Source organism: Paenibacillus sp. Y5S-9 (assembly GCF_036894235.1).
In the GTDB taxonomy this organism is placed as follows: Bacteria; Bacillota; Bacilli; order Paenibacillales; family Paenibacillaceae; genus Paenibacillus.
In genome coordinates this window covers 3,830,901-3,856,355 of record NZ_CP145887.1, presented here as the reverse complement: position 1 = coordinate 3,856,355, position 25,455 = coordinate 3,830,901, and the positions used below count along the sequence as shown (strand labels likewise).

At 46.4% G+C, this 25,455-nt stretch carries 25 protein-coding genes; 17 read left to right on the top strand and 8 right to left on the bottom strand.

Features of this window, described 5'->3' with window-relative positions; genetic code table 11:
- Positions 1–33 precede the first annotated feature (33 nt).
- Positions 34–1,068, bottom strand: a complete 1,035-nt coding sequence (locus V6669_RS16975; protein WP_133385107.1) for a permease — start codon at positions 1,066–1,068, stop codon at positions 34–36.
- A 223-nt stretch (positions 1,069–1,291) separates the two neighbouring features.
- Here V6669_RS16975 and V6669_RS16970 point away from each other — a divergent pair, with 223 nt between their 5' ends.
- Positions 1,292–2,491, top strand: coding sequence for a GTP-binding protein (locus V6669_RS16970; protein WP_338587081.1), 1,200 nt, complete (start codon positions 1,292–1,294; stop codon positions 2,489–2,491).
- 69 nt (positions 2,492–2,560) lie between these two features.
- On the opposite strand, the gene V6669_RS16965 is transcribed toward V6669_RS16970, so the two are convergent.
- Positions 2,561–3,418 (bottom strand): hypothetical protein, encoded by an 858-nt coding sequence (locus V6669_RS16965; protein WP_338587080.1) that lies wholly within the window; start codon positions 3,416–3,418, stop codon positions 2,561–2,563.
- Between the two features lie 169 nt (positions 3,419–3,587).
- On the opposite strand from V6669_RS16965, the gene rpmG reads away from it, so the two are divergent.
- The 6 genes from rpmG (at position 3,588) to V6669_RS16935 (ending at position 8,011) form a co-directional block, all read left to right on the top strand.
- Entirely contained in the window at positions 3,588–3,737 is a 150-nt protein-coding gene (gene rpmG, locus V6669_RS16960; RefSeq protein WP_036613813.1) for a 50S ribosomal protein L33, read from the top strand.
- A gap of 50 nt (positions 3,738–3,787) precedes the next feature.
- Positions 3,788–4,495, top strand: coding sequence for a metal ABC transporter ATP-binding protein (locus V6669_RS16955; protein WP_338587079.1), 708 nt, complete (start codon positions 3,788–3,790; stop codon positions 4,493–4,495).
- Positions 4,441–5,334, top strand: a complete 894-nt coding sequence (locus V6669_RS16950) for a metal ABC transporter permease (protein ID WP_338587078.1) — start codon at positions 4,441–4,443, stop codon at positions 5,332–5,334. Before V6669_RS16955 ends, V6669_RS16950 begins: the two co-directional genes overlap by 55 nt.
- A complete protein-coding gene (locus V6669_RS16945; RefSeq protein WP_338587077.1) occupies positions 5,321–6,436 on the top strand; it encodes a zinc ABC transporter substrate-binding protein in 1,116 nt (371 codons plus the stop codon). Before V6669_RS16950 ends, V6669_RS16945 begins: the two co-directional genes overlap by 14 nt.
- A gap of 165 nt (positions 6,437–6,601) precedes the next feature.
- Positions 6,602–7,084, top strand: coding sequence for a hypothetical protein (locus V6669_RS16940; protein WP_338587076.1), 483 nt, complete (start codon positions 6,602–6,604; stop codon positions 7,082–7,084).
- A 225-nt stretch (positions 7,085–7,309) separates the two neighbouring features.
- Complete coding sequence (locus V6669_RS16935) at positions 7,310–8,011, top strand: M50 family metallopeptidase (protein WP_062834767.1); 702 nt, start codon at positions 7,310–7,312, stop codon at positions 8,009–8,011.
- 102 nt (positions 8,012–8,113) lie between these two features.
- Here V6669_RS16935 and V6669_RS16930 read toward each other — a convergent pair whose 3' ends face one another.
- The 5 genes from V6669_RS16930 to V6669_RS16910 form a co-directional block, all read right to left on the bottom strand.
- Positions 8,114–8,485: a DUF4363 family protein gene (locus V6669_RS16930; protein WP_338587075.1), complete on the bottom strand. Its 372-nt coding sequence runs from the start codon at positions 8,483–8,485 to the stop codon at positions 8,114–8,116.
- Between the two features lie 26 nt (positions 8,486–8,511).
- Positions 8,512–9,240 carry a DUF421 domain-containing protein gene (locus V6669_RS16925; protein WP_062834765.1) on the bottom strand — a complete coding sequence of 243 codons (729 nt, stop codon included), beginning with the start codon at positions 9,238–9,240 and terminating at the stop codon, positions 8,512–8,514.
- A 206-nt stretch (positions 9,241–9,446) separates the two neighbouring features.
- A complete protein-coding gene (locus tag V6669_RS16920) occupies positions 9,447–10,310 on the bottom strand; it encodes an SDR family oxidoreductase (RefSeq protein WP_076215391.1) in 864 nt (287 codons plus the stop codon).
- The gene (gene uxuA, locus V6669_RS16915; protein ID WP_338587071.1) at positions 10,307–11,374 is read right to left on the bottom strand and encodes a mannonate dehydratase; all 1,068 of its coding nucleotides are present in this window, start codon (positions 11,372–11,374) and stop codon (positions 10,307–10,309) included. Before uxuA ends, V6669_RS16920 begins: the two co-directional genes overlap by 4 nt.
- Before the next feature lie 40 nt (positions 11,375–11,414).
- A complete protein-coding gene (locus V6669_RS16910; RefSeq protein WP_026081054.1) occupies positions 11,415–12,092 on the bottom strand; it encodes a GntR family transcriptional regulator in 678 nt (225 codons plus the stop codon).
- A gap of 269 nt (positions 12,093–12,361) precedes the next feature.
- Between V6669_RS16910 and V6669_RS16905 the strand changes: the two genes are divergently transcribed.
- Positions 12,362–12,664: a metalloregulator ArsR/SmtB family transcription factor gene (locus V6669_RS16905; protein WP_017688208.1), complete on the top strand. Its 303-nt coding sequence runs from the start codon at positions 12,362–12,364 to the stop codon at positions 12,662–12,664.
- Positions 12,665–12,754: 90 nt separating this feature from the next.
- Positions 12,755–14,158 carry an aldehyde dehydrogenase gene (locus V6669_RS16900; protein WP_338587070.1) on the top strand — a complete coding sequence of 468 codons (1,404 nt, stop codon included), beginning with the start codon at positions 12,755–12,757 and terminating at the stop codon, positions 14,156–14,158.
- A 31-nt stretch (positions 14,159–14,189) separates the two neighbouring features.
- Here the strand turns inward: V6669_RS16900 and V6669_RS16895 are convergent, their stop codons facing one another.
- Positions 14,190–15,101 (bottom strand): AraC family transcriptional regulator, encoded by a 912-nt coding sequence (locus V6669_RS16895; protein WP_338587069.1) that lies wholly within the window; start codon positions 15,099–15,101, stop codon positions 14,190–14,192.
- 366 nt (positions 15,102–15,467) lie between these two features.
- Between V6669_RS16895 and V6669_RS16890 the strand changes: the two genes are divergently transcribed.
- The 8 genes from V6669_RS16890 to poxB all read left to right on the top strand — a co-directional run bounded on the left by V6669_RS16890 (position 15,468) and on the right by poxB (position 25,159).
- Positions 15,468–17,657 (top strand): glycoside hydrolase family 52 protein, encoded by a 2,190-nt coding sequence (locus V6669_RS16890; RefSeq protein WP_338587068.1) that lies wholly within the window; start codon positions 15,468–15,470, stop codon positions 17,655–17,657.
- Positions 17,654–19,801, top strand: a complete 2,148-nt coding sequence (locus V6669_RS16885; protein ID WP_338587067.1) for an alpha-glucuronidase family glycosyl hydrolase — start codon at positions 17,654–17,656, stop codon at positions 19,799–19,801. Before V6669_RS16890 ends, V6669_RS16885 begins: the two co-directional genes overlap by 4 nt.
- Positions 19,802–19,911: 110 nt before the next feature.
- Positions 19,912–20,979 carry an NAD(P)-dependent alcohol dehydrogenase gene (locus tag V6669_RS16880; protein WP_338587065.1) on the top strand — a complete coding sequence of 356 codons (1,068 nt, stop codon included), beginning with the start codon at positions 19,912–19,914 and terminating at the stop codon, positions 20,977–20,979.
- A gap of 156 nt (positions 20,980–21,135) precedes the next feature.
- Positions 21,136–21,402, top strand: coding sequence for an HPr family phosphocarrier protein (locus tag V6669_RS16875; protein ID WP_026081056.1), 267 nt, complete (start codon positions 21,136–21,138; stop codon positions 21,400–21,402).
- Between the two features lie 144 nt (positions 21,403–21,546).
- Positions 21,547–21,798, top strand: coding sequence for a type B 50S ribosomal protein L31 (locus V6669_RS16870; protein ID WP_062834756.1), 252 nt, complete (start codon positions 21,547–21,549; stop codon positions 21,796–21,798).
- 149 nt (positions 21,799–21,947) lie between these two features.
- Positions 21,948–22,253, top strand: coding sequence for a Dabb family protein (locus V6669_RS16865; RefSeq protein ID WP_076317704.1), 306 nt, complete (start codon positions 21,948–21,950; stop codon positions 22,251–22,253).
- A gap of 159 nt (positions 22,254–22,412) precedes the next feature.
- Positions 22,413–23,174: an SDR family oxidoreductase gene (locus V6669_RS16860; protein ID WP_338587062.1), complete on the top strand. Its 762-nt coding sequence runs from the start codon at positions 22,413–22,415 to the stop codon at positions 23,172–23,174.
- Between the two features lie 257 nt (positions 23,175–23,431).
- Complete coding sequence (poxB, locus tag V6669_RS16855) at positions 23,432–25,159, top strand: ubiquinone-dependent pyruvate dehydrogenase (protein ID WP_338587061.1); 1,728 nt, start codon at positions 23,432–23,434, stop codon at positions 25,157–25,159.
- The last annotated feature ends 296 nt before the right edge of the window (positions 25,160–25,455 follow it).

Below are 25,455 nucleotides of genomic sequence, written 5' to 3'. Positions count from 1 at the left end.
ACCATTTAAGTCATGAAGTATTTTGCTCAACCTTTATACCAGCAGATTAATCAACCATGAGCCAGCGAAGACAAGCGTAATAATGGCTAGACTTAGACCAATAACAAACCGGGTACGGAAGGTCGAGAGCAGCATCAGGGTGCTTTTGAAATCCAGCATTGGACCAAGCACGAGGAAGGATACCAGCGGCCCCAGTGCAAACGTATGTGAGAACGCAGAAGCCACAAAAGCATCAGAAGTGGAGCAGAGAGACAATACATAAGCAAATCCCATCATGAATACATAGGAGGCAACAGGACCATTGCCAAGTGAGATCAGATCGCTGCGGCTAATGAATGTCTGGATGCAGGCTGTAATCAGGGCACCGATCACCAGATATTTACTCATATCGACAAATTCATCTCCGGCGTGAATGAAGAAGCTGCGCCAGTTTTTTACATGGTTATGATCATGTGCATTTGCATGTGCATGAGGTTGCGCCATTTTAAACCCAGGATGTGTCTTGACCTCTGTCCCTGCGACCTTTGGCATCCGAAGGGGATTTCGACGAACGAACAGATACACGAGCATACCTATGGAAGCAGCTACAGCAAAGGCCAGTCCCATGCGGGCAATGGTAATCTCAGGATGGGAGGGAAAGGCGAGCAAAGTTGCGGTAAATACGATGGGATTGACTACGGGACCACTCAGGATGAACGTCACTGCGATATAGGCTGGCATGCCTTTGTGCATCAACCTTCTCACTACTGGGATCATGCCACATTCACAAATGGGAAAAATAATACCGAGCAACCCTGCAACCAGCACCCCACCGATCGGATTCTTGGGCGTGAGTTTGCGGACCATTTCTTCGGATACGAACCACTGCATGAGCGAGGACAATAACACACCCATGAGCAGAAAAGGTGCGGCTTCAAGGAAAATACCTATGAATACGGTTTTCATATTTTGCAAAGCTTCACTGTTCCATGCTTCCTTCAAGTCTGGAGCCATTGTGATCAACACGGGAACAAGAAATGCACAAGGGATCAGGAAGGACAGGAGCTTCAGATTGGCTGCCATTTTCATGAAACAGACCTCCACAACTAGGACTTTGCTAAAATATATGCTTGTACGTGCGGCAACATACATCATTCCTATGTTTTAATCAACATTTTTACGATTAATCAAGATTTTTCATCATATTAGAGTTGACAACCTAAAGAAAACTACGGTATAGTTCGGATTGATCATTATTAATAGTAATAATTACGATTAAAGTCACGACTTAAACAGAGTGGAGGAAGCAGAAATGTCAGATCAACAGGTTCAACAGCGGGTTCCAGTAACCGTACTTAGTGGATATTTAGGTGCAGGCAAAACGACACTTCTCAATCATGTGCTTCATAACCGTGAGGGGATGCGGGTTGCTGTTATCGTCAATGATCTCAGTGAGGTTAACATCGATGCAGGTTTAATACGAGATGGTGGAGGGTTATCGCGCATTGATGAGAAGCTGGTAGAGATGTCCAATGGTTGCATCTGCTGCACGTTGCGGGAGGATCTGCTGAAAGAAGTCGAGCGGCTGGCGTTGGATGGTTCTTTTGACTACATATTGATTGAATCCACGGGTATTGGTGAGCCGGTGCCTGTTGCGCAGACGTTTACGTATATCGATGAGGAACTTGGCATTGATTTGACGAAATTCACTCGTCTCGACACGATGGTTACAGTTGTTGATGCTGCCCAGTTCTGGCGTGATTTTTATTCCAAAGAAACACTGAAGGATCGTGGACAGGAAGCGGGGGAGGACGATGTTCGCGGAATCGTTCATCTGCTGACGGATCAAGTGGAATTTTGTGATGTACTGATTCTGAACAAATGTGATCTGGTGTCGGAGGAAGAACTTTCGAAGCTTGAGAAGGCGTTACACGCCATGCAGCCAGAAGCTAAGCTTATTCGAACAACACATGGGCATATTGATCCAAGAGAGATATTGAACACAGGACGTTTTGATTTTGAAAAGGCAAGCCAGTCAGCGGGTTGGATCCGCGAATTAATGAAAGAGGAACATACCCCGGAGACTGAAGAATATGGAATTCATTCATTTGTCTATCATCGTAAACGTCCATTCCACCCGGAACGGTTGCTGCGTTGGATTGCGAAATGGCCAGATAATATCGTGCGATCCAAAGGCCTGATGTGGCTGGCAACAAGGAACCATATGGCGATCTCTTTCAGTCATGCAGGCACATCAAAGCAGCTTGCGCCAGCAGGAATATGGGTAGGTGCGATGAGTGAGGAGGAAAGGCAACTTCATTTTGGCGACACGCTGCCAAGCATACCGGACTGGGATGATGAGTGGGGTGACCGGGTGACGAAATTGGTATTCATCGGCATTGACATGGACCGGGCGGAGATTGAACGTACATTGGATGAGACCCTTCTTACGGAGGAAGAGATGTTAATGAACTGGCGTGAACTGAAAGATCCTTTTCCGGCATGGAGTTGAAGTGAAAAGAAAAGATCTTCAAGTGCAATAGTGCCCCTGAAGATCAATGCTAATATTGTATTAAGGGTTTTAGCTAAAGTACAAATCGCCAAGATAAAAATCACCATTGCCGTCTTTTTGTGGACTAAACACAAACGCAAGGTTCACTCCAAAGGAACCCGTCCATCCTTGAGGATAATAAACAGCTTTGTAGCTTTTACTTATTTTAGTTTTGTCATTCATTGAAATAACTTTAAAATCAGCTGATTTGATGTTAATCAACTGATCTGCATATTTAGTCAGCGTTTTTTTATCATTTGCTGCAATGATACCTTTGACTGTAGTCTTAAATTTATCTTTCTGGGATTGCTTACCCAGATCAAAAATGTCGATCTCGGGATTTTCAATAACTTTAGCATCTATGTATTTATCAAATTCACTAGTGCTACCTGTTTTAAGTGCTTTACCATACATTTTGATCAATGTTAAAGATTCTTTTTGCAATTTGACTATCATCTGAGCGTCAGTTCCAGTCATCTTGATTGAGCCAGAAGTGCTTGAGTTACTTGAACTACCTGGTTTACTTGAATCTTCAGAACCTTTGGTACCTGTACTGCTGTTATTACTACTCGAACTGCTTGACTTACCGCTACCTGAATTAGTGATACTTACAACTTTGTTGCTAACATTCAGAGATACGTTGGCTCCGAGTGCTTCTGCTGTGGTACTTACAGGCAAGTATACATCACCGTCATATACCAGTGCATTCAGTTTGTCTCCAGCTTCATTCTTGGGTGTCCAAGACAAACCGTTTACTTTAAAGCTAATGTTGCTGTCGAGTGCTGCTTCGATATCTTGAATTCCGTTTGAAGCTGCTACACCCAGGGCACCGAAAGCCAAACTGCATGCTACCAATGACCCAATAAAAGTTGATTTTTTGATCTTCATCTAGTTCCTCCGTAGGTAAAGTATAATGATACCAAAGCAGTATATCATATGAAATTATATTGTGCATACAAAATTTTACTGTAACAGATATGAAGTTGACAAAAGAAAAGCTATAGACTAATATCAATAGATAGTAATTATTACGATTAAATAAGAGGAGGCAACAACCATGAGAGTCATTGTAACCTTAGCCTGTACCGAGTGCGGGGACCGCAACTATACAACAACCAAGAACAAACGTAACCATCCAGAGAGACTTGAGATGAAGAAGTACTCCCCACGTTTGAAGAAAATGACGATCCACCGGGAAACCAGATAAAAATTTTTTGTTATTTTTAAATCGTAATATTTACGAAAAGAGGGAGAGGCATGATACTATCCTCCATGCGTGATGTTGTATTTGGATATGGCAAAGAGCCGGTCATTGATCAACTGTCACTGGATATCCATGTGGGAGAGTTCATAGGCATCACAGGTCCCAACGGTTCTGCCAAAACGACCCTGTTAAAGCTGCTACTAGGGCTATTGAAGCCCTGGAGTGGCACGATACATATGAATCCGCAGTTGAAACGTGGGAACAAGTCCAATATCGGTTATGTGCCCCAGCAGGTTGCATCGTTTAATAGTGGATTTCCCAGTACGGTGAATGAACTGGTCCGGTCCGGGTGTTACACCAGGTTGGGATTATTCCGCAGATTCACAGCAACGCAGAATGCCATCGTTGAACGCAGTCTGCGGGAAGTTGGCATGTGGGAATATCGGAATACACGCGTCGGTGAGCTGTCCGGTGGACAGAAGCAGCGGATCTGTATTGCAAGAGCTATGGCTGGGCAACCGCAGGTTCTGGTACTGGATGAGCCAACAACGGGGATGGACCGCCACAGCCGTGAAGGATTTTACAATATGATGCGCCACTATGTTGATGCTCATGGGATAACTATTATTATGGTTACTCATGGACTGGAAGAGATGGGAGATCGATTGGACCGAACGATTACTCTGGAGCGGCAAGAAAGTGAGGAATGGCAGTGTTTGAGTACGAATTCATGCAACGTGCCTTCTGGGCAGGTGGACTGATTGGAGTCATCGCTCCAATTCTCGGGGTCTATCTGATGCTCAGGCGGCAGGTACTAATGGCAGACACGTTATCCCATGTCTCACTTGCAGGGGTTGCGCTCGGTTCGGTCATGAATCTTAACCCGGTGATCTGCGGATTCGCCATTGCAATTATCGGTGCATTACTGGTTGAACAACTGCGTCGAAGTTACCGAACCTACAGCGAGGTACCTGTGGCAATCATCATGACTTCGGGGCTGGCTCTTGCTGTAGTGTTGATGAGTCTCAAAACCAATCTGTCCAAGACATTCAGCTCATACTTATTCGGATCTATTGTCGCGGTTAGCGATATACAGTTGTGGATGATGGCAGGAGTATGTGTCATAGGTTTACTTTTTTTCATCCTGCTCCGAAGACCGTTATATAGCCTTACCTTTGATGAAGAGACTGCTTCCATTGGAGGCGTTCAAGTGAGAGGTTTATCGTTTGCATTTGCCATTCTGACAGGAATGACTGTAGCTTCAGCCATGCCGATCGTCGGTGTGTTGCTGGTGTCTGCTCTCATTGTATTGCCTGCTGCCTTGGCACTAAGAGTGTCTCGCAGTTTTACAGCAGCGATTATTGTCGCTGTAATTACAGGATTAATTGGTATTTTTAGCGGACTCATAACATCTTACCATCTAAATACACCACCGGGAGGAACAATTGCACTCATCCTGTTGGTCATCCTATTGACTGGAATATCAGCGCAAAAGCTGATTGCACGATATAACCGCAAGCGTCACCGCAAAGAAACGAAATCACAGCACGTCATTCTGGTCAACCATTCTAGGAGGAATACATCACATGAAATTCAGTAAAAAAGCTACGCTCGGATTGTTGTTCAGTCTCACACTTATCGTCGCAGGCTGCGGACAAAAATCCGCTTCTGATGCAAATACAACTTCGACAGGCACTTCCGTTCCAGTCGAGACGGAAACCGCAAAATTAAACGTGCAGGTCAGCTTCTACCCGATGTATGAGTTCACCAAAAATGTGGCAGGTGATCTGGCCGATGTGCATACGCTTGTTCCAGCAGGAATGGAGCCCCATGATTGGGAGCCAACACCACAAGATATTGCCAGCATTGAAAAAGCGGACGTGCTTGTATACAACGGTGCGGGCATGGAATCATGGATGGATCAGGTCACCGGAAGTCTGAGCAACGCTTCGCTCATTCAAGTGGAAGCGAGTCATGGAATTAACCTGCTTGAAGGTGGAGAGCATGATCACCATCATGAAGATTCAGAGGCAACAGAACATCACCACGATCATGACCATGCGAATGAAGCGACTACAGAAGAACATGATCACGATCATGCGGATGAAGCGACTACTGAAGAACACGACCATGATCATGACGCCGAGGCAGAAGCAGGACATGATCACGATCACGGTGGACTCGATCCCCATGTATGGCTGTCACCGGCATTGGCTGTAAAGGAAGTACGCAATATTGAAGCAGGACTGGCACAGGCTGCCCCGGAACATGCAGAACAGTTCAAGCAGAATGCAGATATTTACGTTGCTCAACTGGAATCACTGGATCAGGACTTCAAGGCGGCTGTGGCGGATAGCAAACGCAAGGATTTCATCACACAACACGCTGCATTTGGCTACCTTGCCAAGGAATATGGATTGCAACAGGTGCCCATCGCAGGATTGTCTCCTGAGCAAGAACCTTCGGCAGCGCAGATGGCATCTGTCATTGATTTTGCGAAAGAGCATCAGGTGAAAACGATTTTCTTCGAAACACTGGTTTCATCCAAAGTGTCTGAGACGATCGCAAGTGAAGTGGGAGCCAAAACGGCTGTATTGAACCCGATTGAGGGACTTACCGAGGAAGAGATCGCGGCGGGAATGGACTACGTCAACGTGATGAGACAAAATTTGGAGGCTCTGAAACTGGCGCTGAACGAATAATAAAAGATCGATTTGATGCCTCTCACCGAAAAAGGTACAATAATACAACATGCTGAGGAATGGATCGCCATTCCTTTGCCTTTTTGCAAAGCAGAGAGCACAGTGATGTGCTCTCTCTTTGTTGAATAAGGTGACCGGATCGAGCAGAACAGGAGGACACATTGCATGAGTTTAAATGAGGAACATGAAGTGCTGTTAAGTGAACAGCCTGCCCATCTGTGGAGACGACGCAAGCTGGAGCTGACGCACTGGACGGAACGTGACAAACATACGGTATGCGCGAAGAAAACAGAGATTTGGAACGGTGTTGAAGTCGATGCCGAACTTGTGAAGGCATTGTCCATACTTCAGAGTGCGGGCGTGAGGACGGAATTTTCATGTGCAGGGGTGAGTCCGCTTGATGAACCTGTCGATCATTCCCTGTATGCTTATGTTACCCTGATACAAAGTGAAGTTGCAGATCAATTCGTTCACTATGCGCTCCGTCGGATGCGGAACCGACTTCTCGTTACGCTAGAGGCCGAAAAGGGCCGCTATGATCTATCTTCTTTTTTCATTGGTCACAATCGAAGCTTCTGCTGGTGGATAGAGCATTGCGCCTTACAGTTCGGAACCCGAAACGAATCGAGTGAAAAAAGCGTAGTATAAGTGTGTGTTCAAAAAGATCGGTTTTCAGTACCGAGAAGAGGGGATGAAGCTAGAAATGGAGTAGCGGAGCGTAGGGAACTACGTGAGCAACGGACATTTCGGCTGAATGCCATATTCGACGCTGATGATGCCATTAAGCATCCTTCGTAATCAAAAGCGGACTTTTTGAACAACCTCTATAAAGGATAGGCTTGTTTATTTGAAGGTAAAGGAGGTATGGCACGATTGAATAAGTGGGTCAAAACGATACTGTTTCTGCTAGGCTCCGTCTTTCTAACACGGTTCATTCCATTCTCGTCCTTGTTCCGTAACCTGGATACGATGATTCACGAATTCGGTCATGCACTAATGACACTGGTATTGTCCGGTAAAGTGCTGCGGATTGAATTGTACGCTGATCATAGCGGCGTGACCTATTCGTCCATGCTGACGCCAGGCAGATCGATCCTGGTTTCTCTGGCTGGATATATCAGTGCATCACTGTTCGCCTGGCTATTGTTCTACTTATACCGCAAAGGCTTGCATATGTGGGGACTTGGGATTATGACGGCTGTAGCTCTGGTGTCGCTCCTGTTATATGTAAGAGGGGAGTTCGGCATGTTATGGCTGACCGGGTTCATCGTCCTGAATGTGGTCATTATGATATTTGGTGCCAAGATCGTGAAGTTCTACTATCTGCTACTAGCGTTTCTTACGCTGGAAGAGTCGGTCGTTAGTGCCGTATACGTTGGATTTATGTCCTGGACTCAGCCTTCACGGGCAGGGGATGCAGCGAATCTCGCTCAGCAGACATTCCTTCCCGCTCTATTCTGGGGCACGCTGTTTGCTTTGTTTGCACTGTGGTGTGCGAACAGAGCACTCACTCTGTTTTTCCGCAAAGAAGGCACTTCGCGATCGTCACGGTCTCGGGGATTACGAAGAGCGTAAAAGGTTTAAAGGTATACAAAGCAAAAAAAGGCACTTCCTTTCTTCATGAAAGGAGAGTGCCTTTTGCTTTTGGACGTACATCTGATATTAAAGATATTGAACCTAATCTCCAAGATTATCCCATAACACATAAAAGTAATAAATCTCTTCCATAATCGCCTTATCATCCTGTGCTGCAACGCCGCCCTTCATCCGAGCAAGGGTCCCCAGAATATCATAAATTGATTCACGCTCCACACTGAACTGAATGCGGTTGACGACTTTATCCCAAGCTTGCATTGCATAATTGATTTGAGACTTGGCTTCAGTCCATTGTTTTCCCTCGACTTGTTTCTCCAACATCTGTACAGATTCAAGCAAGCGATCATCTTTGCCAAAGGGCTTTTTGAGAAAGGCTCCGCTAGCCATAATGGCAATGAATACAAGAATGAGGAAGATCGGAAGCACATATAGCAGCCAGAAACGCGTTTTCATTCAACCGCCTCCTTCATGTAAAGAGTTTAGAAAGGCCCCTCATAATCGCCCATATCGATTTTTTCGGTGATCTTATCCTTGAACAGGTCCACATACAATTTGTCATTGGGTAATATGGCGGCAAAAGCGATATCCTGTATCGTAATGTTTTGCTTTTTCAGCTGTTCACTGAGCCAGTTAGTATCTTTGTTTCTTTCCTCCAGATTTTGCTTAATCAGCAGGCCATCAATGATAATCTCGGTCATCAGCTTGCTCTTGGGCGGGTGCATATGCATGTCTTTTGCGGTTACCGGTTGATTCTCCGGTTTCAAAACAACCGAAAGGCTACCGTCCGGTTCCAGAATCGCATAATCCAGCGTTGTAATATCAAATACATCCTTTTGCCGTAGCATCATGGTCAATTCATCAAATTTGACTCGCATTTTACTCAGGTTCTGTTCGAGAATTTTACCGTTCTGGATGATCAATGTGGGATCAGAGTCCATCAGTTTGGAGATGGTGCGATTTTTCAGCGTAATATACTGAAAGATGATCGTAATGATTGTGAAAATGGTCAAGGCCACAAAATGAATCCACGCCTTGGACGAGAGATCGGTTGCAAACGTACCCGCAATGGAACCGATTGTGATGCCGTTAATGTAATCAAAATACGTCAAGTTACCCATCTGCTGTTTGCCCAGCACCCTTGTATAGATGATCAAGGTCAGAAAGGCAATAATAGACCGTACGGCAACAACCCATGTTTCTTCCATCATATATGTATCACCTTCCTTTATTTCACCGTAGCTGTATTATGAGGTTGTTTAAAAAGTTTGCTTTTGAACACGTATTATAACAAGCTTTTCCTATGCTGGAGGATCTTATGCTTGAACGCAAAAAACCGAAACCTGGGTATGTATCCCAAGCTTCGGTTTCATTAACCACCTATATTAGTTGAACTAATTCATTTGCACATTAATCGTTAAACACCGGAATATGCCATAAATCCGCCATCTACCGGAATGACTGTGCCAGTGACAAAGCCGGATTGTCTTTCATCCGCAAGCCACATTAATGTGCCAAGCAGGTCTTCCGGTTTACCGAAGCGGCGCATAGGAGTATGCGCAATGATTTTGCTGGAACGTTCCGTTGGTGAGCCGTCTGGTTGCAGTAATAGATTACGGTTTTGCTCGGTCAGGAAAAACCCGGGTGCAATGGCGTTGACACGAATACCGGATTCAGCCAGATGAACGGCGAGCCACTGCGTGAAGTTGTTAATCGCTGCCTTCGCAGCGCTGTAAGCTGGAACTTTCGTCATGGGAGATGGGGCGCTCATGGAAGAAATGTTTATGACAGTAGCGGGAACATCGCGCTCTATCATATGTTTTGCAAAGATCTGAGTGGGGATGAGAGAACCGACAAAATTCAGATCCATCACCTGACGAAATCCCTCTACACTTACATCGAAAAATGTAGTGACATCGCTCTTTTCCAGATCTTCCAATCTAAAAATTTCATTGGTGGTGTTGGCACTGGCGTTATTGCCACCGGCGCCATTAATAAGAATGTCGCATGGTCCAAGCTGTTCCAGTACAGCATCTGCCGCCGCTTGTACACTATCGGCCTGAGTTACGTCACAGGCAATCGCAATCGCTCTGCCACCGGCAGCTTCAATCGCAGCTACAACTTCCTGCCCCTTGGACACGGTGCGGTTCAGGATGGCTACACTTGCACCGTGCCGAGCGAGTTCTTCCGCCATGGAGCGGCATAGTACTCCAGCACCTCCGGTGATTACAGCCGTTCTGCCTTCGAGACGAGATGAGCGTTCATATTGGTGTTCACTCATGCTTTTGCCCTCCTTTGCAGGGAATCCCAGACGCCCCAGAGATACATGATCCCCAAAGCCCGGTCATAGAGTCCATAGCCAGGTCGGCACTGTTCTCCCCAGAGATGACGACCGTGGTCGGGTCTTGCATAACCTTCATAACCGATATCGTGATAAGCCTCAACAACCCCTGCAATATCAACACTTCCATCCTGACTGCGATGTGAGGTTTCGATAAAGTCGCCGTTATCGTAGATTTTTACATTACGAATGTGGGCAAATGGAATCCGATCCTTGAACTCGTGTATCATCCCGATAATGTCATTATCAGCATTCGCTCCCAAAGAGCCACTGCATAGTGTCACGCTGTTGTAAGGGCTATCATAAAGATTCAAATATTTCCGAACATTCTCCTGACTTGTAATAATCTTTGGTAATCCAAAGATTGGCCATGGCGGGTCATCCGGATGGATGGCCATTCGAATCCCCAGCCGTTCGGCTGTAGGCATAATCTCTTGCAGGAAATAACGTGCGTGCTCCCACATATGATCCTCGGTTACATCCTTGTAGGCTTCGAACAGACCTGTTAAATACTGCAATCGTTCCGGTTCCCAACCTGGCATGGTGAGTGCGGAGTTCTCCGTAATGCGTCGAACGAGTTCTAGAGGTTCTATATCTGCGAGTTTACTGTGCTCATAGAAGAGGGCAGTTGAGCCATCCTCCATTTCCTTGTGCATATCCGTGCGAAGCCAGTCGAAGATCGGCATAAAGTTGTAACAGATGACCTTCACACCCACCTGAGCCAGTTTCTCCATTGTTTTAATATAATTTGCAATGTATTTATCCCTTGATGGCAGGCCCAACTTGATATCCTCATGGATGTTCACACTCTCAACGACATCCAGATGTAACCCGGCCTTGTCCGCTGCTGTTTTGACAGCGAGTATTTTGTCCATCGGCCATTCCTCGCCAGCAGGAACATCGTGCAGTGCCCACACAATACCTTCAACACCCGGAATCTGCCGGATATGATCCAGCGTTACCGTATCATTGCCTTCGCCGAACCAGCGAAAAACCATTTTCATCACGTTCACCTCATCATGAATAGTAGGAAGAAAAATTCAGTCATTGAAAATAGGACGGATATGTATCCTGCAGGACAGCCAAATCGGTGACAGTTAAATGCAAGTGTTCCTGCATCAGTCGCTCTGCTGTGTCGGCATCATGCTGCTGAATGGCCTTGACCATAGACCGGTGCTGTTCAATCAGGTGATCCCACTGGTGGTCCGAGGACAGGCGTAACATGCGACTTCGATTCAAATGTACATTCATCTGCTGGATAACAGTCCAGGTGTTGCTTTTGTTGCAGCCTGCAAAAAGAGTGCTATGGAATTCCTCATCCAATTGGAACATTCGTTCATCATCCGGTTTGACCCTGCATTCCTGTTGCCACGCAAGGTTCTGTTCAAGAGCTACCATCTGTTCGTTCGGAAAGTTCTCGCAGGCTAGCCTGATGACGGCTCGTTCGAGCTGTTCACGCATGAACCGTGCTTCCTCAACGAGATCAACCTGAATCAGAGAGACGTATGTGCCACGCTGTGGATACACTTCCAGCAGACCTTCCTGAGCAAGCCTTACAAAACTTTCTCGAACAGGTGTCCGGCTGACCTGGAACTCCAGCGAAATTTCCTTCTCGGAAATAGCTGTTCCCGGAGGCATTTTCAAACTCAAAATGAGTTGTTTCAGCGTGAAGTAAACGACATCTCGCGTTGAGTAAGATTGCTTATTATTCATGGAAGACATATTGCTCGCAACAGGTAACAAACCGGCTTTGGATGATAACTTTGGGGTATATTCCACAACTTCAACTCCTTCAATGACATACTACCATACTTGTATGGTAGTATGGAAGCGCTTTATCGGCATTATATTAAATTTAGTTGATGGTTCACTTGCAGTTCAAGTGAATAAAGAGTACAATTCTATTATTAGGTTCAAACGTTTAAACCAACAGACATCAAACGGAGAAAATATACGCAGAAATATTGAAGAAATAGTTCAGAGGTGAAATCATGGGACAAAAAGCAATTAGCGTTTTTCAAACCTGTATTCCGTTATTTCAGGTGTTAAGTGACAACCATCGTCAATCCATTTTGCTGACACTCACCGAGAAGGGCAGAATGACAGTGAATGAAATTACCGAACAGTCCAGTCTATCCCGACCAGCCATATCTCATCATCTCAAGCTGTTGTTAGAGAAGGGGCTTATATCTGTGGAACAGAAGGGGACACAGCGATATTATTCGGCTTCATTGAATGCATCCGTGGAACTGCTGAAGGAATTGGTAGCTGCTTTGGAAGAAGAGTGTCTGTAGATTAAAAGTGATAAAACATGCTTTTGCATGTGCCTTATAGGTTCGTCAGTTTAAACGCTTAATCAATAATAAATAGAGGAGTATGTATATATGACAACAACTATACAGGAAGTAACCAGTCAGGAAGTTGAACAGATTTTGGAGCAGCAACGAAAGTTTTTTCGTTCCGGGGCCACACGATCGGCAGAAGCTAGAATTGCCCGTCTGAACCAACTCAAGCAGGCGATTCAAAAGTATGAGACCAGACTGACTGAAGCTCTCTATCAGGATTTGGGCAAAAGTGAGTTCGAATCCTACACGACCGAGATCGGATTTATGATGGACAGCATCACACACACCATTCGTAAAGTGAATAAATGGGTGAAACCCGTTAAAGTAAAAACGCAAATGGCACTCCTGGGTTCCAAAAGTTATATTATACCTGAACCCTATGGAGCCGTACTGATCATCGGACCGTTCAATTATCCATTTCAACTCTTAATCGAACCATTGGTAGGTGCGATTGCAGCAGGCAACACAGCCGTGCTCAAAGCATCAGAGAATACACCTGCGGTGTCCGCTGTTGTACGTGAAATGATTGCGAGTGTGTTCGAACCGGCATACGTACAAGTGCTTGACGGTGCTAAAGACACAACAACAGCGCTGATTAACGCGCCATTCGACTATATCTTTTTTACAGGCAGTGTACCGGTAGGCAAGATTGTAATGGAGGCAGCTGCCAAAAATCTCGTTCCCGTTACGTTGGAACTGGGCGGTAAGAGTCCGGTCATTGTTGATGAACAGGCGGATATCAAAGTAGCTGCGGAGCGCATTATATGGGGCAAGCTGCTCAATACAGGACAGACCTGTATCGCACCCGATTATTTGCTCGTGCATGAGCGCGTGAAAGAACAGTTAATTACGGAGATGAAAGCAGCGATTGTGTCCTTCTTTGGTTCGGATATCCAGCACAACAAGGACTATGGGCGAATCGTGAACAAGGGACATTTTAAACGTCTGACAACTCTGATTGAACGGGATCAGGCCAAAGTAATATATGGGGGAGCTTCGGATGAGGAAGATCGCTTTATTGAACCTACGCTGATTGATGCGGAGTCCTGGGATGCAGCGACGATGGAAGATGAGATTTTTGGACCAATTCTTCCGATCATTAGCTACCGTAACCTGGATGAAGCCATTGTAGAGATCGTAAAGCGGCCGAAACCACTCGCCTTGTATCTGTTTACTTCCGACACCCGGGTTCAGGGCAAAGTGCTGCGCGAAGTTTCTTTTGGTGGCGGCTGCATTAACGATACGATCACGCATGTTGCGAATCCGCGTCTGCCGTTTGGCGGTGTTGGTCATTCCGGTGTTGGTTCGTATCATGGGCAGTACAGCTTCGAAACCTTCTCTCATCTCAAAAGTGTACTGAAAAAAAGCACCAAATTGAATCTGCCGATTCTGTATCCACCGTATGATAACAAGCTGAAGCTGATTAAGCGTTTGTTGAAATAAATAAGAAAGACAAAAAGCCTGCTACTGGACCTTATTCCAGAGCAGGCTGTTCCTGTCGGTAACGGGAGGGTGACATGCCGGACCAGCGCTTGAATTGACGACTGAAATGGGCAATATCCTTATAACCGAGCATGACGGCAATATTCTGAACGGACAGCTTCGGATTGCCCAGAAGAAGCTTCGCTTCATGCAAAACCAACTGGGACAATACAGCACGTGGAGACTGACCAAACACCTGCTTGAACACGCGATTACAGTGAGAAGAACTGATGCCCAGCTCTGCTGCAATATCATCAATGCCATAGTGACCGTTGGACTCGTGTCCCTGTTTGAATTGCTGACTCATCAGGCCTTGCAATCGATTACGAATCTGGTGGGCGAGTTCAATCTTCTCGTGTCCGTCGGTAAACCATTGTGCTGCCTCTTGCGAGACCGCCTCCCACAGATGGCCAAATAGTTCAAATACCGCAGATTGCAGCTGCATACGCTGTACCATCGTATTTGCTGTTTCATCATCCGCTGATGACATCAATTTGCGCAAAACCGGCTCGATCTGCTGTGTAACCGGACTATCCGCACTGAATCGCACTTGTTTGATGCGTGCCAGCAACGATAGGAACAATTGATCATCAATGTCAAAATGCATGCAAAAATACGTGAATCCCTTGCCGTTATGGCTCTGGCTGGAATGAATGCTTCCCGGAGGAATCAGGAGCAGTTCGCCAGCCTTTTGAATGTATAGGGTACCATTCACCATCATGCGTTGCTCGCCTTCCGTGACATAATTCAATTCATATTGAGGGTGCTCATGCGCCGGATAATCCCAGTCCATACCCACACTTCGTAAATGAATGGCGAACAGATTAACCGTTGTTTGCACATCTGGATAAAAAACTTCATGGACACTTTCTCCCAAAGTAGGAGGCAAGTACGTTGAAGACATGGAAGATTCCTCCCTTTATAGAGGTTGTTCAAAAAAAGAGCTTTTGATTACGTAGGATGCCTAGTGGCATCATCAGCATCGAATATGGCATTCAGCCGAAATGTCCGTTGCTCACGTAGCTCTATCTACGCTCCGCTACTCCATTTCTAGCTTCATCCCATCTTCTTGGTACTGAAAACCACTCTTTTTGAACTCGAATTTATATCAAATGGAATGTTTTTTTTGTAACCGCTTTAATCCATTATAGTCTATCAGCTTGATTTGGGTAAATATCCGATTGATTTGATCATGGTCTGAGGTGGAACCACGTGTTAGGATGGGGCTAATGAAAACGCATGCAAACCATTTTGAGAGGGGTTATGATTCGTGAGCACATCCAAATCCATCTTTTATAATGCACATCACGCACCGATTGGTGCTTTTGCGAGTTTTACACTGGGATACAAAGGAGCCAAAGGCGGGCTGGGTCTTGAACTTGGCAAGCCGGCAGACCAGAATGTATATATTGGATTACAATCTCGCGATGGCGACAATTATCAGGCACTTCCTTTTTATGAAGCTTCCGAGGATGAGAGCAGCCGCTATGATGTAGAGAAGTTGGAGAATGGGGGCACGGCGTCGACAACAGCGTCCAAAGTTCCACAACCTCTTATTACGGCTTTTCGCGATGAAGATATTACCCGTGAATTCACCTCAGGTACGGATACATGGACTGCTGGAGATCTGACGTTCCGTATCTACTCGCCTGTTCGTCCAGTACCTGATCCAACGAATGGGGATCGTGAAGAATTAATGAATGCACTCGTACCTGCCGTATTGGTGGAGATGACGATTGACAATACACAAGGTCAACAACCACGCAAAGCCTACTTTGGCTATCAGGGCAATGATCCGTACTCTGCGATGCGTCTGATCGGGGGACCGGAAGGCGGCTCCATCACAGGTGTGGGACAAGGTCGACTCACAGCGATTATGTCGGCAGATGACGGAATGTGGCCCGCACGCGGATTTACGCTGGAGAAACTCTTGCAGGAGAAACATCGGGAGAATCTGGCATTTGGCCTTGGCTCAACCGCTGCATTACTGATGGAAGTGCCGGCTGGAGAGAAACGTACGTATCAATTCGCAGTATGTTTCTATCGCGGAGGCATTGTGACGACCGGAATGGACACAACGTATTGGTATACGCGCTATTTCTCCGATATTCAGGCAGCAGGAGAGTATGCACTACAACGCTTCAGTGAATTGACGGCTTCCTGTGGAGAGGTTGAACAGCGTCTTGGATCGGCTGCTTTGACCGAAGATCAATCATTCATGCTTGCTCATTCCATTCACAGCTATTATGCCAGTACTCAACTGCTGGATGCCGATGGTGAGCCACTCTGGGTGGTGAACGAAGGGGAGTATCGGATGATGAACACACTTGATCTGACGGCTGATCAGTTGTACTTCGAGCTTGCCTTGAATCCATGGACGGTGCGTAATGAGCTGGAGTGGTTTGTGAAACGATACAGTTATACGGATCAGGTTCGTTTCCCGGGGGAAGAAAAGTTATATCCGGGGGGAATTACCTTTACCCATGATATTGGTGTTGCCAATGTGTTCTCACGCCCTGGACACTCGGCATATGAACTGGTTGGCATTGACGACTGCTTCTCACAGATGAGTCACGAAGAACTGGTGAACTGGCTCTGCTGCGCGACAGTGTACATTGAACAGACACAGGATCAAGCTTTTGTGAAAAACATGTTGCCTGTTATCCAGGATTGCTTCGAAAGCATGCTTAATCGTGACCATCCCGACGCTGAGCAGCGTAACGGCCTGATGGGTCTGGATAGCAGCCGTACTCAAGGTGGAGCGGAGATTACAACTTACGACAGCCTGGATGTGTCACTTGGTCAGTCTCGCAATAATATCTATCTGGCGGGTAAATGTTGGGCGGTCTATGTTGCATTGGAGAAGCTGTTCGCAACTGAGAAGTTGGCGGATCTGTCCCATCAAGCAGGTCTTCAAGCGGATCGCTGCGCTGCCAGCATTGCTGCACAGTTGACTGATGGCGGCTACATTCCAGCTGTAATTGCAGAAAATAATGATTCTCGAATCATCCCGGCAATTGAAGGTCTGGTGTTCCCGTACTTTACAGGCTGTGAAGCAGCACTGGATGTGAATGGTCGTTTTGGACCTTATCTGAAAGCTCTCCAAACTCATCTAAAGACGGTTCTTGTACCGGGAACATGCCTGTTCGAAGATGGAGGCTGGAAACTGTCCTCAACAAGTAATAACTCGTGGTTAAGCAAAATCTATTTGTCCCAGTTTATCGCTAGAGAGCTGCTGGATGTGGAATGGGATGAGACAGGCAAGGCAGCAGACGCGACTCATGTCAACTGGCTGCTGCATCCGGAGGAATCCTACTGGTGCTGGAGCGACCAGATCCTTTCTGGTGTAGCGGTTGGCAGCAAGTACTATCCGCGTGGTGTAACGTCGATTCTATGGCTACTCGAAGGAAAAGGGAATCGCCTTGCGCAGATCTATGCCAGTAAGGAGGCGGTACAATGAACCAATCCGTCGTTCAAACTGCCTTGTCAGGTCCACAGTACGATGCGTGGCTGGGGTATCACTCTGAATTGCCAGGAGCGAATGGACTTGCCCAAAAGACGGCTCCTGCGTGGAGCAAGCTGATACTCGCGGAAGAGAACCATGGAGTAATCACAACAGCTCTGACCGAACTTTCACGAGGACTGGAGAAGTTGTATGGCGTGAAACCGTCGGTCAGTCATCTGTCTGATACTCAGCAAAGTGAGCGGGACAATAACGCTTCCGCTCCCGCGATACGAATCGGTACTTGGACAGGAAGCGATTCGGTGGCTGGTTCTTTCAGTGAGAAAGAGCGCTCAACTGTTCAAGGAGAAGGGTACATCATTCGTGAGAACGAGACCGAGGGTGTACTGGTCATTGGATCAGAGACCCCCCAAGGTGTGCTGTATGGTGCATTCCATCTGTTGCGAGAACTGACAATGGATCAAGGAATTGCAAGTAAGACGGATGACGCTGTGAGTAAGTGGAGCTTCATTACAGAGCAGCCAACCAATGCGCTACGGATGATTAATCAGTGGGATAACGTGGACGGCAGCATTGAACGGGGTTACGCAGGAGACTCCATTTTCTACGATAACGGGGAATTTACACTGGACTTGGAACGCATCCGGGATTACGCACGTTTACTCGCTTCCACGGGAATCAATGCCATATCGATCAACAACGTCAATGTACACCGCCGTGAGAGTCTGTTTCTGACAGAACGTTATCTTGGTGATGTAGCGAAGGTGGCCGCTGAATTCAGAGCGTATGGCATTCGACTGTTCCTGAGCGCCAACTACGCAAGTCCAATTGAGATTGGTGGATTACATACGGCAGATCCGCTGGATGCGAAGGTACGGGAATGGTGGAACATTCAAACGGCGAAGGTGTACGCAGCGATTCCGGATTTTGGTGGTTACCTGATCAAGGCAGACTCCGAGAATCGACCGGGACCGTTCACGTATAACCGTGATCATGCCGATGGTGCAAACATGCTGGCTGAAGCTCTTCGGCCATTCGGTGGATTGGTCATCTGGCGTTGCTTCGTCTATAACTGCAAGCAGGACTGGCGGGATCGTTCCACTGACCGTGCACGTGCAGCCTATGACCACTTTACGCCGCTGGACGGGCGTTTTGCCGAAAATGTCATTTTGCAGATCAAAAACGGGCCGATGGACTTTCAGGTGAGAGAGGCGGTATCCCCGCTGTTCGGCGCCATGGAAAATACAAATCAGGTGATTGAATTTCAAATTACACAGGAGTATACCGGGCAACAACGTCATCTCTGTTATCTGGTTCCCCAGTGGAAAGAAGTATTGGACTTTGACACATACGCCAAAGGCGAAGGTTCAGAGATCAAGCGAATCGCGGACGGTTCTCTGTATAAACGACCATACAGTGGCTTCGCCGCAGTATCCAATATTGGTGCAGATGCCTGTTGGACAGGACATCCACTCGCGCAGGCGAATCTATATGGATACGGAAGACTTGCGTGGAACCCGGAGCTGTCCGCGGAAGAGATTGCCGATGAGTGGGTGAGACTCACATTTGGACATGAAGACGAAGTTGTGCGGCAGGTTACGGGCATGCTTTTGACTTCATTAGATATCTATGAGAATTACACGGCGCCTCTCGGTGTGGGTTGGATGGTTAACCCGGAACATCATTACGGGCCGAATGTAGATGGATACGAGTATTCCAAATGGGGAACGTATCACTTTGCCGATTGTCATGGCATTGGTGTAGATCGAACCGTGAACAGCGGCACAGGATACACTTCACAGTATCACCCTGAGAATGCTGATCGTTATGAGTCCTTAGACACCTGTCCGGATGAGCTGATCTTGTTTTTCCATCACGTGCCGTACACCCATGTTCTGCATTCGGGTAAAACGGTCATTCAGCATATTTATGATACACACTTTGAAGGTGTTGCGCAGGCAGAGGCGTTAGCCGAGACATGGAGACAGCTGGAGGGCAAAATCGACCCGGTCATTTTCAGCAAAGTTGCTTCATTACAGGACAACCAGGCCGAACATGCGAAGGAATGGCGGGACATGATCAATACGTACTTCTATCGGAAGAGCGGCATTGCGGATGAACAAGGTCGAACAATCTATTGAGTGGAATTACGGATGCAGATGAACTTGGTAATTAGGAAGGAAGAAAGAAGATACCTTATTTTCTTTGATGTACAATAGACAGCATGGATATACATGAGGAGGAGAACCGTATGGGACAACATCAACTGCCCGTGACCATGAAGGCCGCTGTCATGACAGAGCCAGGACACATCATTATTGAGGAACAACCCGTCCCGCAACCAGCAGCGGATGAAGTGTTAATCCAGGTGATGGCTGTTGGGGTGTGTGGCTCGGATGTGCATTATTTTGAACATGGGCGCATTGGCAGATTTGTAGTGGAGAAACCGATCATTCTGGGTCATGAGTGTGCGGGAATCATTGCTGCTGTTGGCTCGAACGTATCACGTCTAAAAACAGGGGATCGGGTTGCCATTGAGCCTGGGGTGACTTGCGGACGCTGCACGGCTTGCAAGGAAGGTCGCTATAACCTGTGTCCGGATGTACAATTTCTAGCGACCCCTCCGGTGGATGGGGCATTTGTACAATACATGGTGATACGTGAAGATATGGTATTCCCGATCCCGGATCATCTGTCTTATGAGGAAGCAGCTATGAACGAGCCATTCTCTGTTGGTATTCACGCTGCACGCCGCAGCAAACTGGCTCCGGGTACAACCCTGGCGATTATGGGTATGGGTCCCGTTGGACTCATGGCCGTGGCTGCTGCCAAATCTTTCGGTGTAGAGAAGATCATAGTAACGGATCTGGAGGAAGTTAGGCTGGAAGCAGCTCGCCGCATGGGTGCCACTCATACCATTAATGTGCGGAATGAAGATGCGCTGGCTGTGATTCGCGAGTTAACAGGTGGTGTGGGTGTTGATACCGCATGGGAAACAGCAGGGAATCCAAAGGCGCTACAATCTGCTCTGTATTCACTTCGACGTGGAGGCAAACTTGCGATTGTGGGCCTGCCTGCACAGGACGAGATCGCACTCAATGTTCCATTTATTGCGGACAATGAAGTTGATATCTATGGCATATTCCGTTATGCCAATACGTATCCGGCAGGAATTGAGTTCCTGAGCTCCGGCCAGCATGACGTGATGTCTCTGATTACAGATCGTTATTCACTCGAAGAGACACAGCAAGCGATGGAGCGCGCATTACACAATAAAAGCGGCAGTCTGAAGGTCATGGTATATCCGAACGGTATGTAAGAACAACCTGGAAGAGTCCTGCGGTATAGGACTCTTTTTTTGCAAAAAAGTATGGGTCAAGCTCCCATAACATGGTATAATTCATGAATATTTTAATATATAAATGGATACACACCATATTGGTGAATAAGTACTTAGCGAAAGGAACTGAAGGTTGTGAGAGTACATGAATTTATGATACACGCTGATTTTCATCGGGATGATCTGATGTCGGTATCTTCTCAAGCGTCGCGTTTTTCCTCGGATATTATTTTGTCGTATATGGAGTCTGAGCATGAGCATCGTGTAGATGTCAAAAGCCTGCTTGGAATGGCGTTACTACCCATTCGATATGGTAGTGTTGTCAGATTACAGACAAGAGGCAGGGATGAACTGGAGGCTTTGGAGTACATGTTGAATGTACTGGAGAAAGGGACGGCGTGACACCTGATTAGGTGCAAAATCACAGATATCATATTTTTTTTAGCTATTCCTCAAATCTTGCTGGTACTTTGTCCAAAAAAAGAGTATAATAAAATTTAGTTTGATTCTAAAGAAGTACCCATATTAAAGGAGTGTAAATAGATTATGCCAAAAGTTGACATCCATCCAAAGACACAACTCGTAATTTTTTACGATGCAAGTGCTGATTTCAAATTCCTGAGTTCTTCCACGAAGTTCTCTAACGAAACTATGGAATGGGAAGACGGTAACTCTTACCCAGTAATCCGTGTGGACACTAGTTCTGCATCCCACCCGTTCTTCACTGGTAAACAAAGAAACGTGGATATCGGTGGCCGTGTTGATAAATTTAACCGTAAATACAACATCAACAAATAAGTTTGTCCATACATTACAAAAAACCTCGGGATTTGTCCTGAGGTTTTTTTGTGTACATTAAAAATTAATTCAACCAATTATTGCGCTTACAACACATTCGGATGTACACTAGGAAACAGAGTATGAACATATTGGAGGAGGAAATAGAGATGAGCAGCATCACACATATGGTAACGTTTACACTTTACGCGGGTAAAGATACACCGGAGGCCGAAGCTTTTTTGAAGGAAAGTTCGGATGCACTGGCTGTCATTCCTGGGGTAGAGCAATTTCAGGTTCTGAAACAGGTAAGTGAGAAGAATGAGTTCGACTACAGTTTCTCGATGGTCTTTGCGGATCAGGCTGCGTATGATGCATACAACAATCACCCGGTTCACCGTCAATATGTAGAAGAGCGTTGGGAAAAGGAAGTCAGTCGCTTCCAGGAAATTGATCTTATTCAACATCATAATTAATAGTCTCCACATATAGGAAAAAAGTTGAACTACCATATACAGCATTGAACAATGCTGTATATCTCTTTGAATAATGCGTAATTAATGAACAAAAATAACATATTCCGAAATCGTTTTCGACTATTTCGAGCAAATGAATTTAAGGAGGTTTTCGCTGTTATGCAATTGGATCTCTCAGGAAAAACGGCTCTGGTTACAGGCGCAACCGGACAACTGGGGAGAGTCATCGCCCGCACGTTGGCAGCCTGTGGCGCCAATCTGGCTCTACATTACATAAATAATGATACCAAGGCTCGGGAGCTTCAAGATGAGATTGAAGCACTCGGTCGTAAGGCTGTAATTGTACAGGGGGATATTACAAAGCAGGATACAGCATTTCGGATGCGTGATGAGATTCAGTCTGTCCTCGGCGGAGTGGATATCGTTGTTGCCAATGCGGTCATTCAATATGAATGGACAACGGTGTTGGAACAGTCTCCTGAAGATTACTTGAGTCAGTTCGAATCCTGTGTCATGCAGAGTGTGTATCTTGCCAAAGCTTTCATTCCACATATGCAAAATAGCAGAGCCGGTCGCTTCATTGGTATCAATACGGAATGTGCGATGCAAAACTTCGCTCATCAATCGGCCTACACCGCTGGTAAGCGTGGCATGGATGGTGTGTATCGCGTACTTGCCAAGGAGGTTGGTGAGTATCAGATTACCGTAAACCAGGTTGCACCTGGATGGACAATTAGTGAACGTGATCGGTCCAGTGAGCCTAGACATGATGAGGCATATACGCGTACCGTGCCGCTGAAGCGCAGGGGTGAAGATCAGGAAATTGCCAATGCGGTAGCTTTTCTCGCTTCGGATCTGTCCTCATTTATCACAGGTGCCTATATCCCGGTAAGTGGTGGCAATGTGATGCCTGCTATCTAGTGTCTGATTTGGATTCGCGAATCTACATGAAATAACAATAAACCTAGTTTAACCGTAATCCGTTTGTCATTCGACAAGCGGATTTTTTGGCATTTTGCTAACAATGAAATAACGGTTCAAGGGGCGGTTTTTTTGTTTCATATATCCAGACATACATATGAGTTGGTTCGATTTTCGGAAGATTGGGGTATAAGAATAGGTATATTAACCGAGTGGAAACATAATCAAAATGAGCAATTAAAGGAGACTCACCTATTATGAAAAAAACAGTAGCGGACGTTCTGGTTGAATCCTTATTGAACGCTGGCATCAAACGCATATATGGCATTGTTGGAGACTCCTTAAATGCGGTACTCGACTCCATCCGTCGTTCGGGTAAGATCGAATGGATTCATGTACGACATGAAGAAGTAGCTGCATTTGCTGCTGGTGCGGACGCCGAGGTCAGTGGAAGTATCGCTGTCTGCGCAGGTAGCAGCGGTCCTGGTAATATGCATCTGATTAATGGTCTGTACGACTGTCACCGCAATCGTGTTCCTGTACTCGCTATCGCTGCACATATCCCAAGTGACGAGATTGGCAGTGAATATTTTCAGGCGACGCATCCGGAGTATCTGTTCCAGGAATGTAGTGATTATTGTGAAGTCATTACAACAGCAAAACAGATGCCGCGTTCTCTGACGATGGCCATTCAGACAGCAGTCGCACGTTCAGGTGTGTCCGTCGTCGTATTGCCGGGGGATGTAGCAGGACTTGAAGCAGCGGATCTTCCTGTGCCTGAGCATGTGTATCACGCAACCAACCCCGTAGTACATCCTTCTGAGCCTGAACTTGTGAAACTGGCGGAGTATCTGAATCAAGGCAAAAAAATTACGTTATTGTGCGGTGCAGGCTGCGCGGGCGCTCGGGAACCCCTTATGCAGCTCTGTGATCGGTTGAAATCCCCGATGGTTATTGCGTTACGAGGCAAGGAATATTTGGAGTATGACAACCCCTATTCCGTGGGTCTTACGGGTCTAATTGGGTATTCATCCGGTTATCATGCCATGATGGACTGTGATGTACTACTGATGCTCGGAACGGACTTCCCATATCGTCAATTCTATCCCGAAGATGCGAAAGTCCTTCAGGTCGACATTCAATCTTCCCATCTGGGTCGGCGCACGAAGCTGGATTACGGCGTGTGTGGGGATGTGAAAGCGACGATTGAAACTTTACTTCCTTATCTGACAGAGGAACACAGTGACAAACATCTGCGTAAAAGTGTGGATCGTTATGTGAAAGTACGCAAAGATCTGGACGAGCTGGCCGTTGGAAAACCGGGTAAAAAGCCCATTCATCCGCAGTACCTGACCAAGGTCATTAGTGATGCCGCAGCTGAAAATGCCATCTTCACCTGTGATGTCGGTACTCCGACAGTATGGGCGGCCCGTTATATCGAGATGTCTCGTAATCGCAGACTGCTCGGTTCATTCAGTCATGGTACGATGGCAAACGCTTTGCCACAGGCCATTGGCGCTCAGGTCGCTGATCCGGGCAGACAAGTCATCTCGTTATCGGGTGATGGTGGTATTACGATGCTGATGGGTGATCTGTTGACACTGAAACAGCATAATCTGCCGATCAAAGTTGTGGTGTTTAATAATGGAGCACTCGGTTTTGTTGAGCTGGAGATGAAAGCTGCCGGATTCCTGGAATCGGGAACAGAGCTTGTAAATCCCAACTTTGCGATGGTTGCTCAAGCCATGGGCATGGAAGGTATTCGGGTTGAAGATCCGGGTGAACTTGAAGGAGCTGTGCAGCGTGCGCTTCAGCATGATGGTCCTGTACTGATTGATGTGGTGGTGAACCGTCAGGAATTGTCTTTACCTCCGAAGATTGATATCAAACAGGCTGAAGGATTCACGTTATGGATGATGAAAGCCGTGCTGAACGGACGCGGGGACGAAATTATTGAATTAGCAAAAACCAATTTGCTAAGATAGCCGTTTCGATAAAGCGGAAATGCACCGTGTGAAGTTGTAGAGATACCGACTTTCAAAGTATTGTTTATGTAAAAGAGGTAAAAGAGGAGCACGTGACAAGACATTATCGTTGCGTGCTTCTTGAATAGAATGCTGAAAATGTGACATGTAATATAGTATGAATACATATTATATGATTTGTTTTTATGTCGAAAGTCTATTAGAATAGGTAAAGTCAGAAAGGTTTTATGCCATTTTTGACCTACATATTGCATCATTGCATGTACGTACGTTTCATATCGTATTCATCGATCCAA

What these genes read in the sequence shown, in the direction of transcription:
- V6669_RS16945 (WP_338587077.1), top strand. Translation starts at nt 5,321, where the DNA reads ATGAAATTCAGTAAAAAAGCTACGCTCGGATTGTTGTTCAGTCTCACA.
- V6669_RS16860 (WP_338587062.1), top strand. Translation starts at nt 22,413, where the DNA reads ATGCAATTGGATCTCTCAGGAAAAACGGCTCTGGTTACAGGCGCAACC.
- V6669_RS16895 (WP_338587069.1), bottom strand. Translation starts at nt 15,101, where the DNA reads ATGTCTTCAACGTACTTGCCTCCTACTTTGGGAGAAAGTGTCCATGAA.
- poxB (WP_338587061.1), top strand. Translation starts at nt 23,432, where the DNA reads ATGAAAAAAACAGTAGCGGACGTTCTGGTTGAATCCTTATTGAACGCT.
- V6669_RS16865 (WP_076317704.1), top strand. Translation starts at nt 21,948, where the DNA reads ATGAGCAGCATCACACATATGGTAACGTTTACACTTTACGCGGGTAAA.
- V6669_RS16955 (WP_338587079.1), top strand. Translation starts at nt 3,788, where the DNA reads ATGATACTATCCTCCATGCGTGATGTTGTATTTGGATATGGCAAAGAG.
- V6669_RS16925 (WP_062834765.1), bottom strand. Translation starts at nt 9,240, where the DNA reads ATGATGGAAGAAACATGGGTTGTTGCCGTACGGTCTATTATTGCCTTT.
- V6669_RS16910 (WP_026081054.1), bottom strand. Translation starts at nt 12,092, where the DNA reads ATGTCTTCCATGAATAATAAGCAATCTTACTCAACGCGAGATGTCGTT.
- V6669_RS16900 (WP_338587070.1), top strand. Translation starts at nt 12,755, where the DNA reads ATGACAACAACTATACAGGAAGTAACCAGTCAGGAAGTTGAACAGATT.
- V6669_RS16975 (WP_133385107.1), bottom strand. Translation starts at nt 1,068, where the DNA reads ATGAAAATGGCAGCCAATCTGAAGCTCCTGTCCTTCCTGATCCCTTGT.
- uxuA (WP_338587071.1), bottom strand. Translation starts at nt 11,374, where the DNA reads ATGAAAATGGTTTTTCGCTGGTTCGGCGAAGGCAATGATACGGTAACG.
- V6669_RS16870 (WP_062834756.1), top strand. Translation starts at nt 21,547, where the DNA reads ATGCCAAAAGTTGACATCCATCCAAAGACACAACTCGTAATTTTTTAC.
- rpmG (WP_036613813.1), top strand. Translation starts at nt 3,588, where the DNA reads ATGAGAGTCATTGTAACCTTAGCCTGTACCGAGTGCGGGGACCGCAAC.
- V6669_RS16970 (WP_338587081.1), top strand. Translation starts at nt 1,292, where the DNA reads ATGTCAGATCAACAGGTTCAACAGCGGGTTCCAGTAACCGTACTTAGT.
- V6669_RS16920 (WP_076215391.1), bottom strand. Translation starts at nt 10,310, where the DNA reads ATGAGTGAACACCAATATGAACGCTCATCTCGTCTCGAAGGCAGAACG.
- V6669_RS16880 (WP_338587065.1), top strand. Translation starts at nt 19,912, where the DNA reads ATGGGACAACATCAACTGCCCGTGACCATGAAGGCCGCTGTCATGACA.
- V6669_RS16940 (WP_338587076.1), top strand. Translation starts at nt 6,602, where the DNA reads ATGAGTTTAAATGAGGAACATGAAGTGCTGTTAAGTGAACAGCCTGCC.
- V6669_RS16930 (WP_338587075.1), bottom strand. Translation starts at nt 8,485, where the DNA reads ATGAAAACGCGTTTCTGGCTGCTATATGTGCTTCCGATCTTCCTCATT.
- V6669_RS16905 (WP_017688208.1), top strand. Translation starts at nt 12,362, where the DNA reads ATGGGACAAAAAGCAATTAGCGTTTTTCAAACCTGTATTCCGTTATTT.
- V6669_RS16950 (WP_338587078.1), top strand. Translation starts at nt 4,441, where the DNA reads ATGGCAGTGTTTGAGTACGAATTCATGCAACGTGCCTTCTGGGCAGGT.
- V6669_RS16965 (WP_338587080.1), bottom strand. Translation starts at nt 3,418, where the DNA reads ATGAAGATCAAAAAATCAACTTTTATTGGGTCATTGGTAGCATGCAGT.
- V6669_RS16885 (WP_338587067.1), top strand. Translation starts at nt 17,654, where the DNA reads ATGAACCAATCCGTCGTTCAAACTGCCTTGTCAGGTCCACAGTACGAT.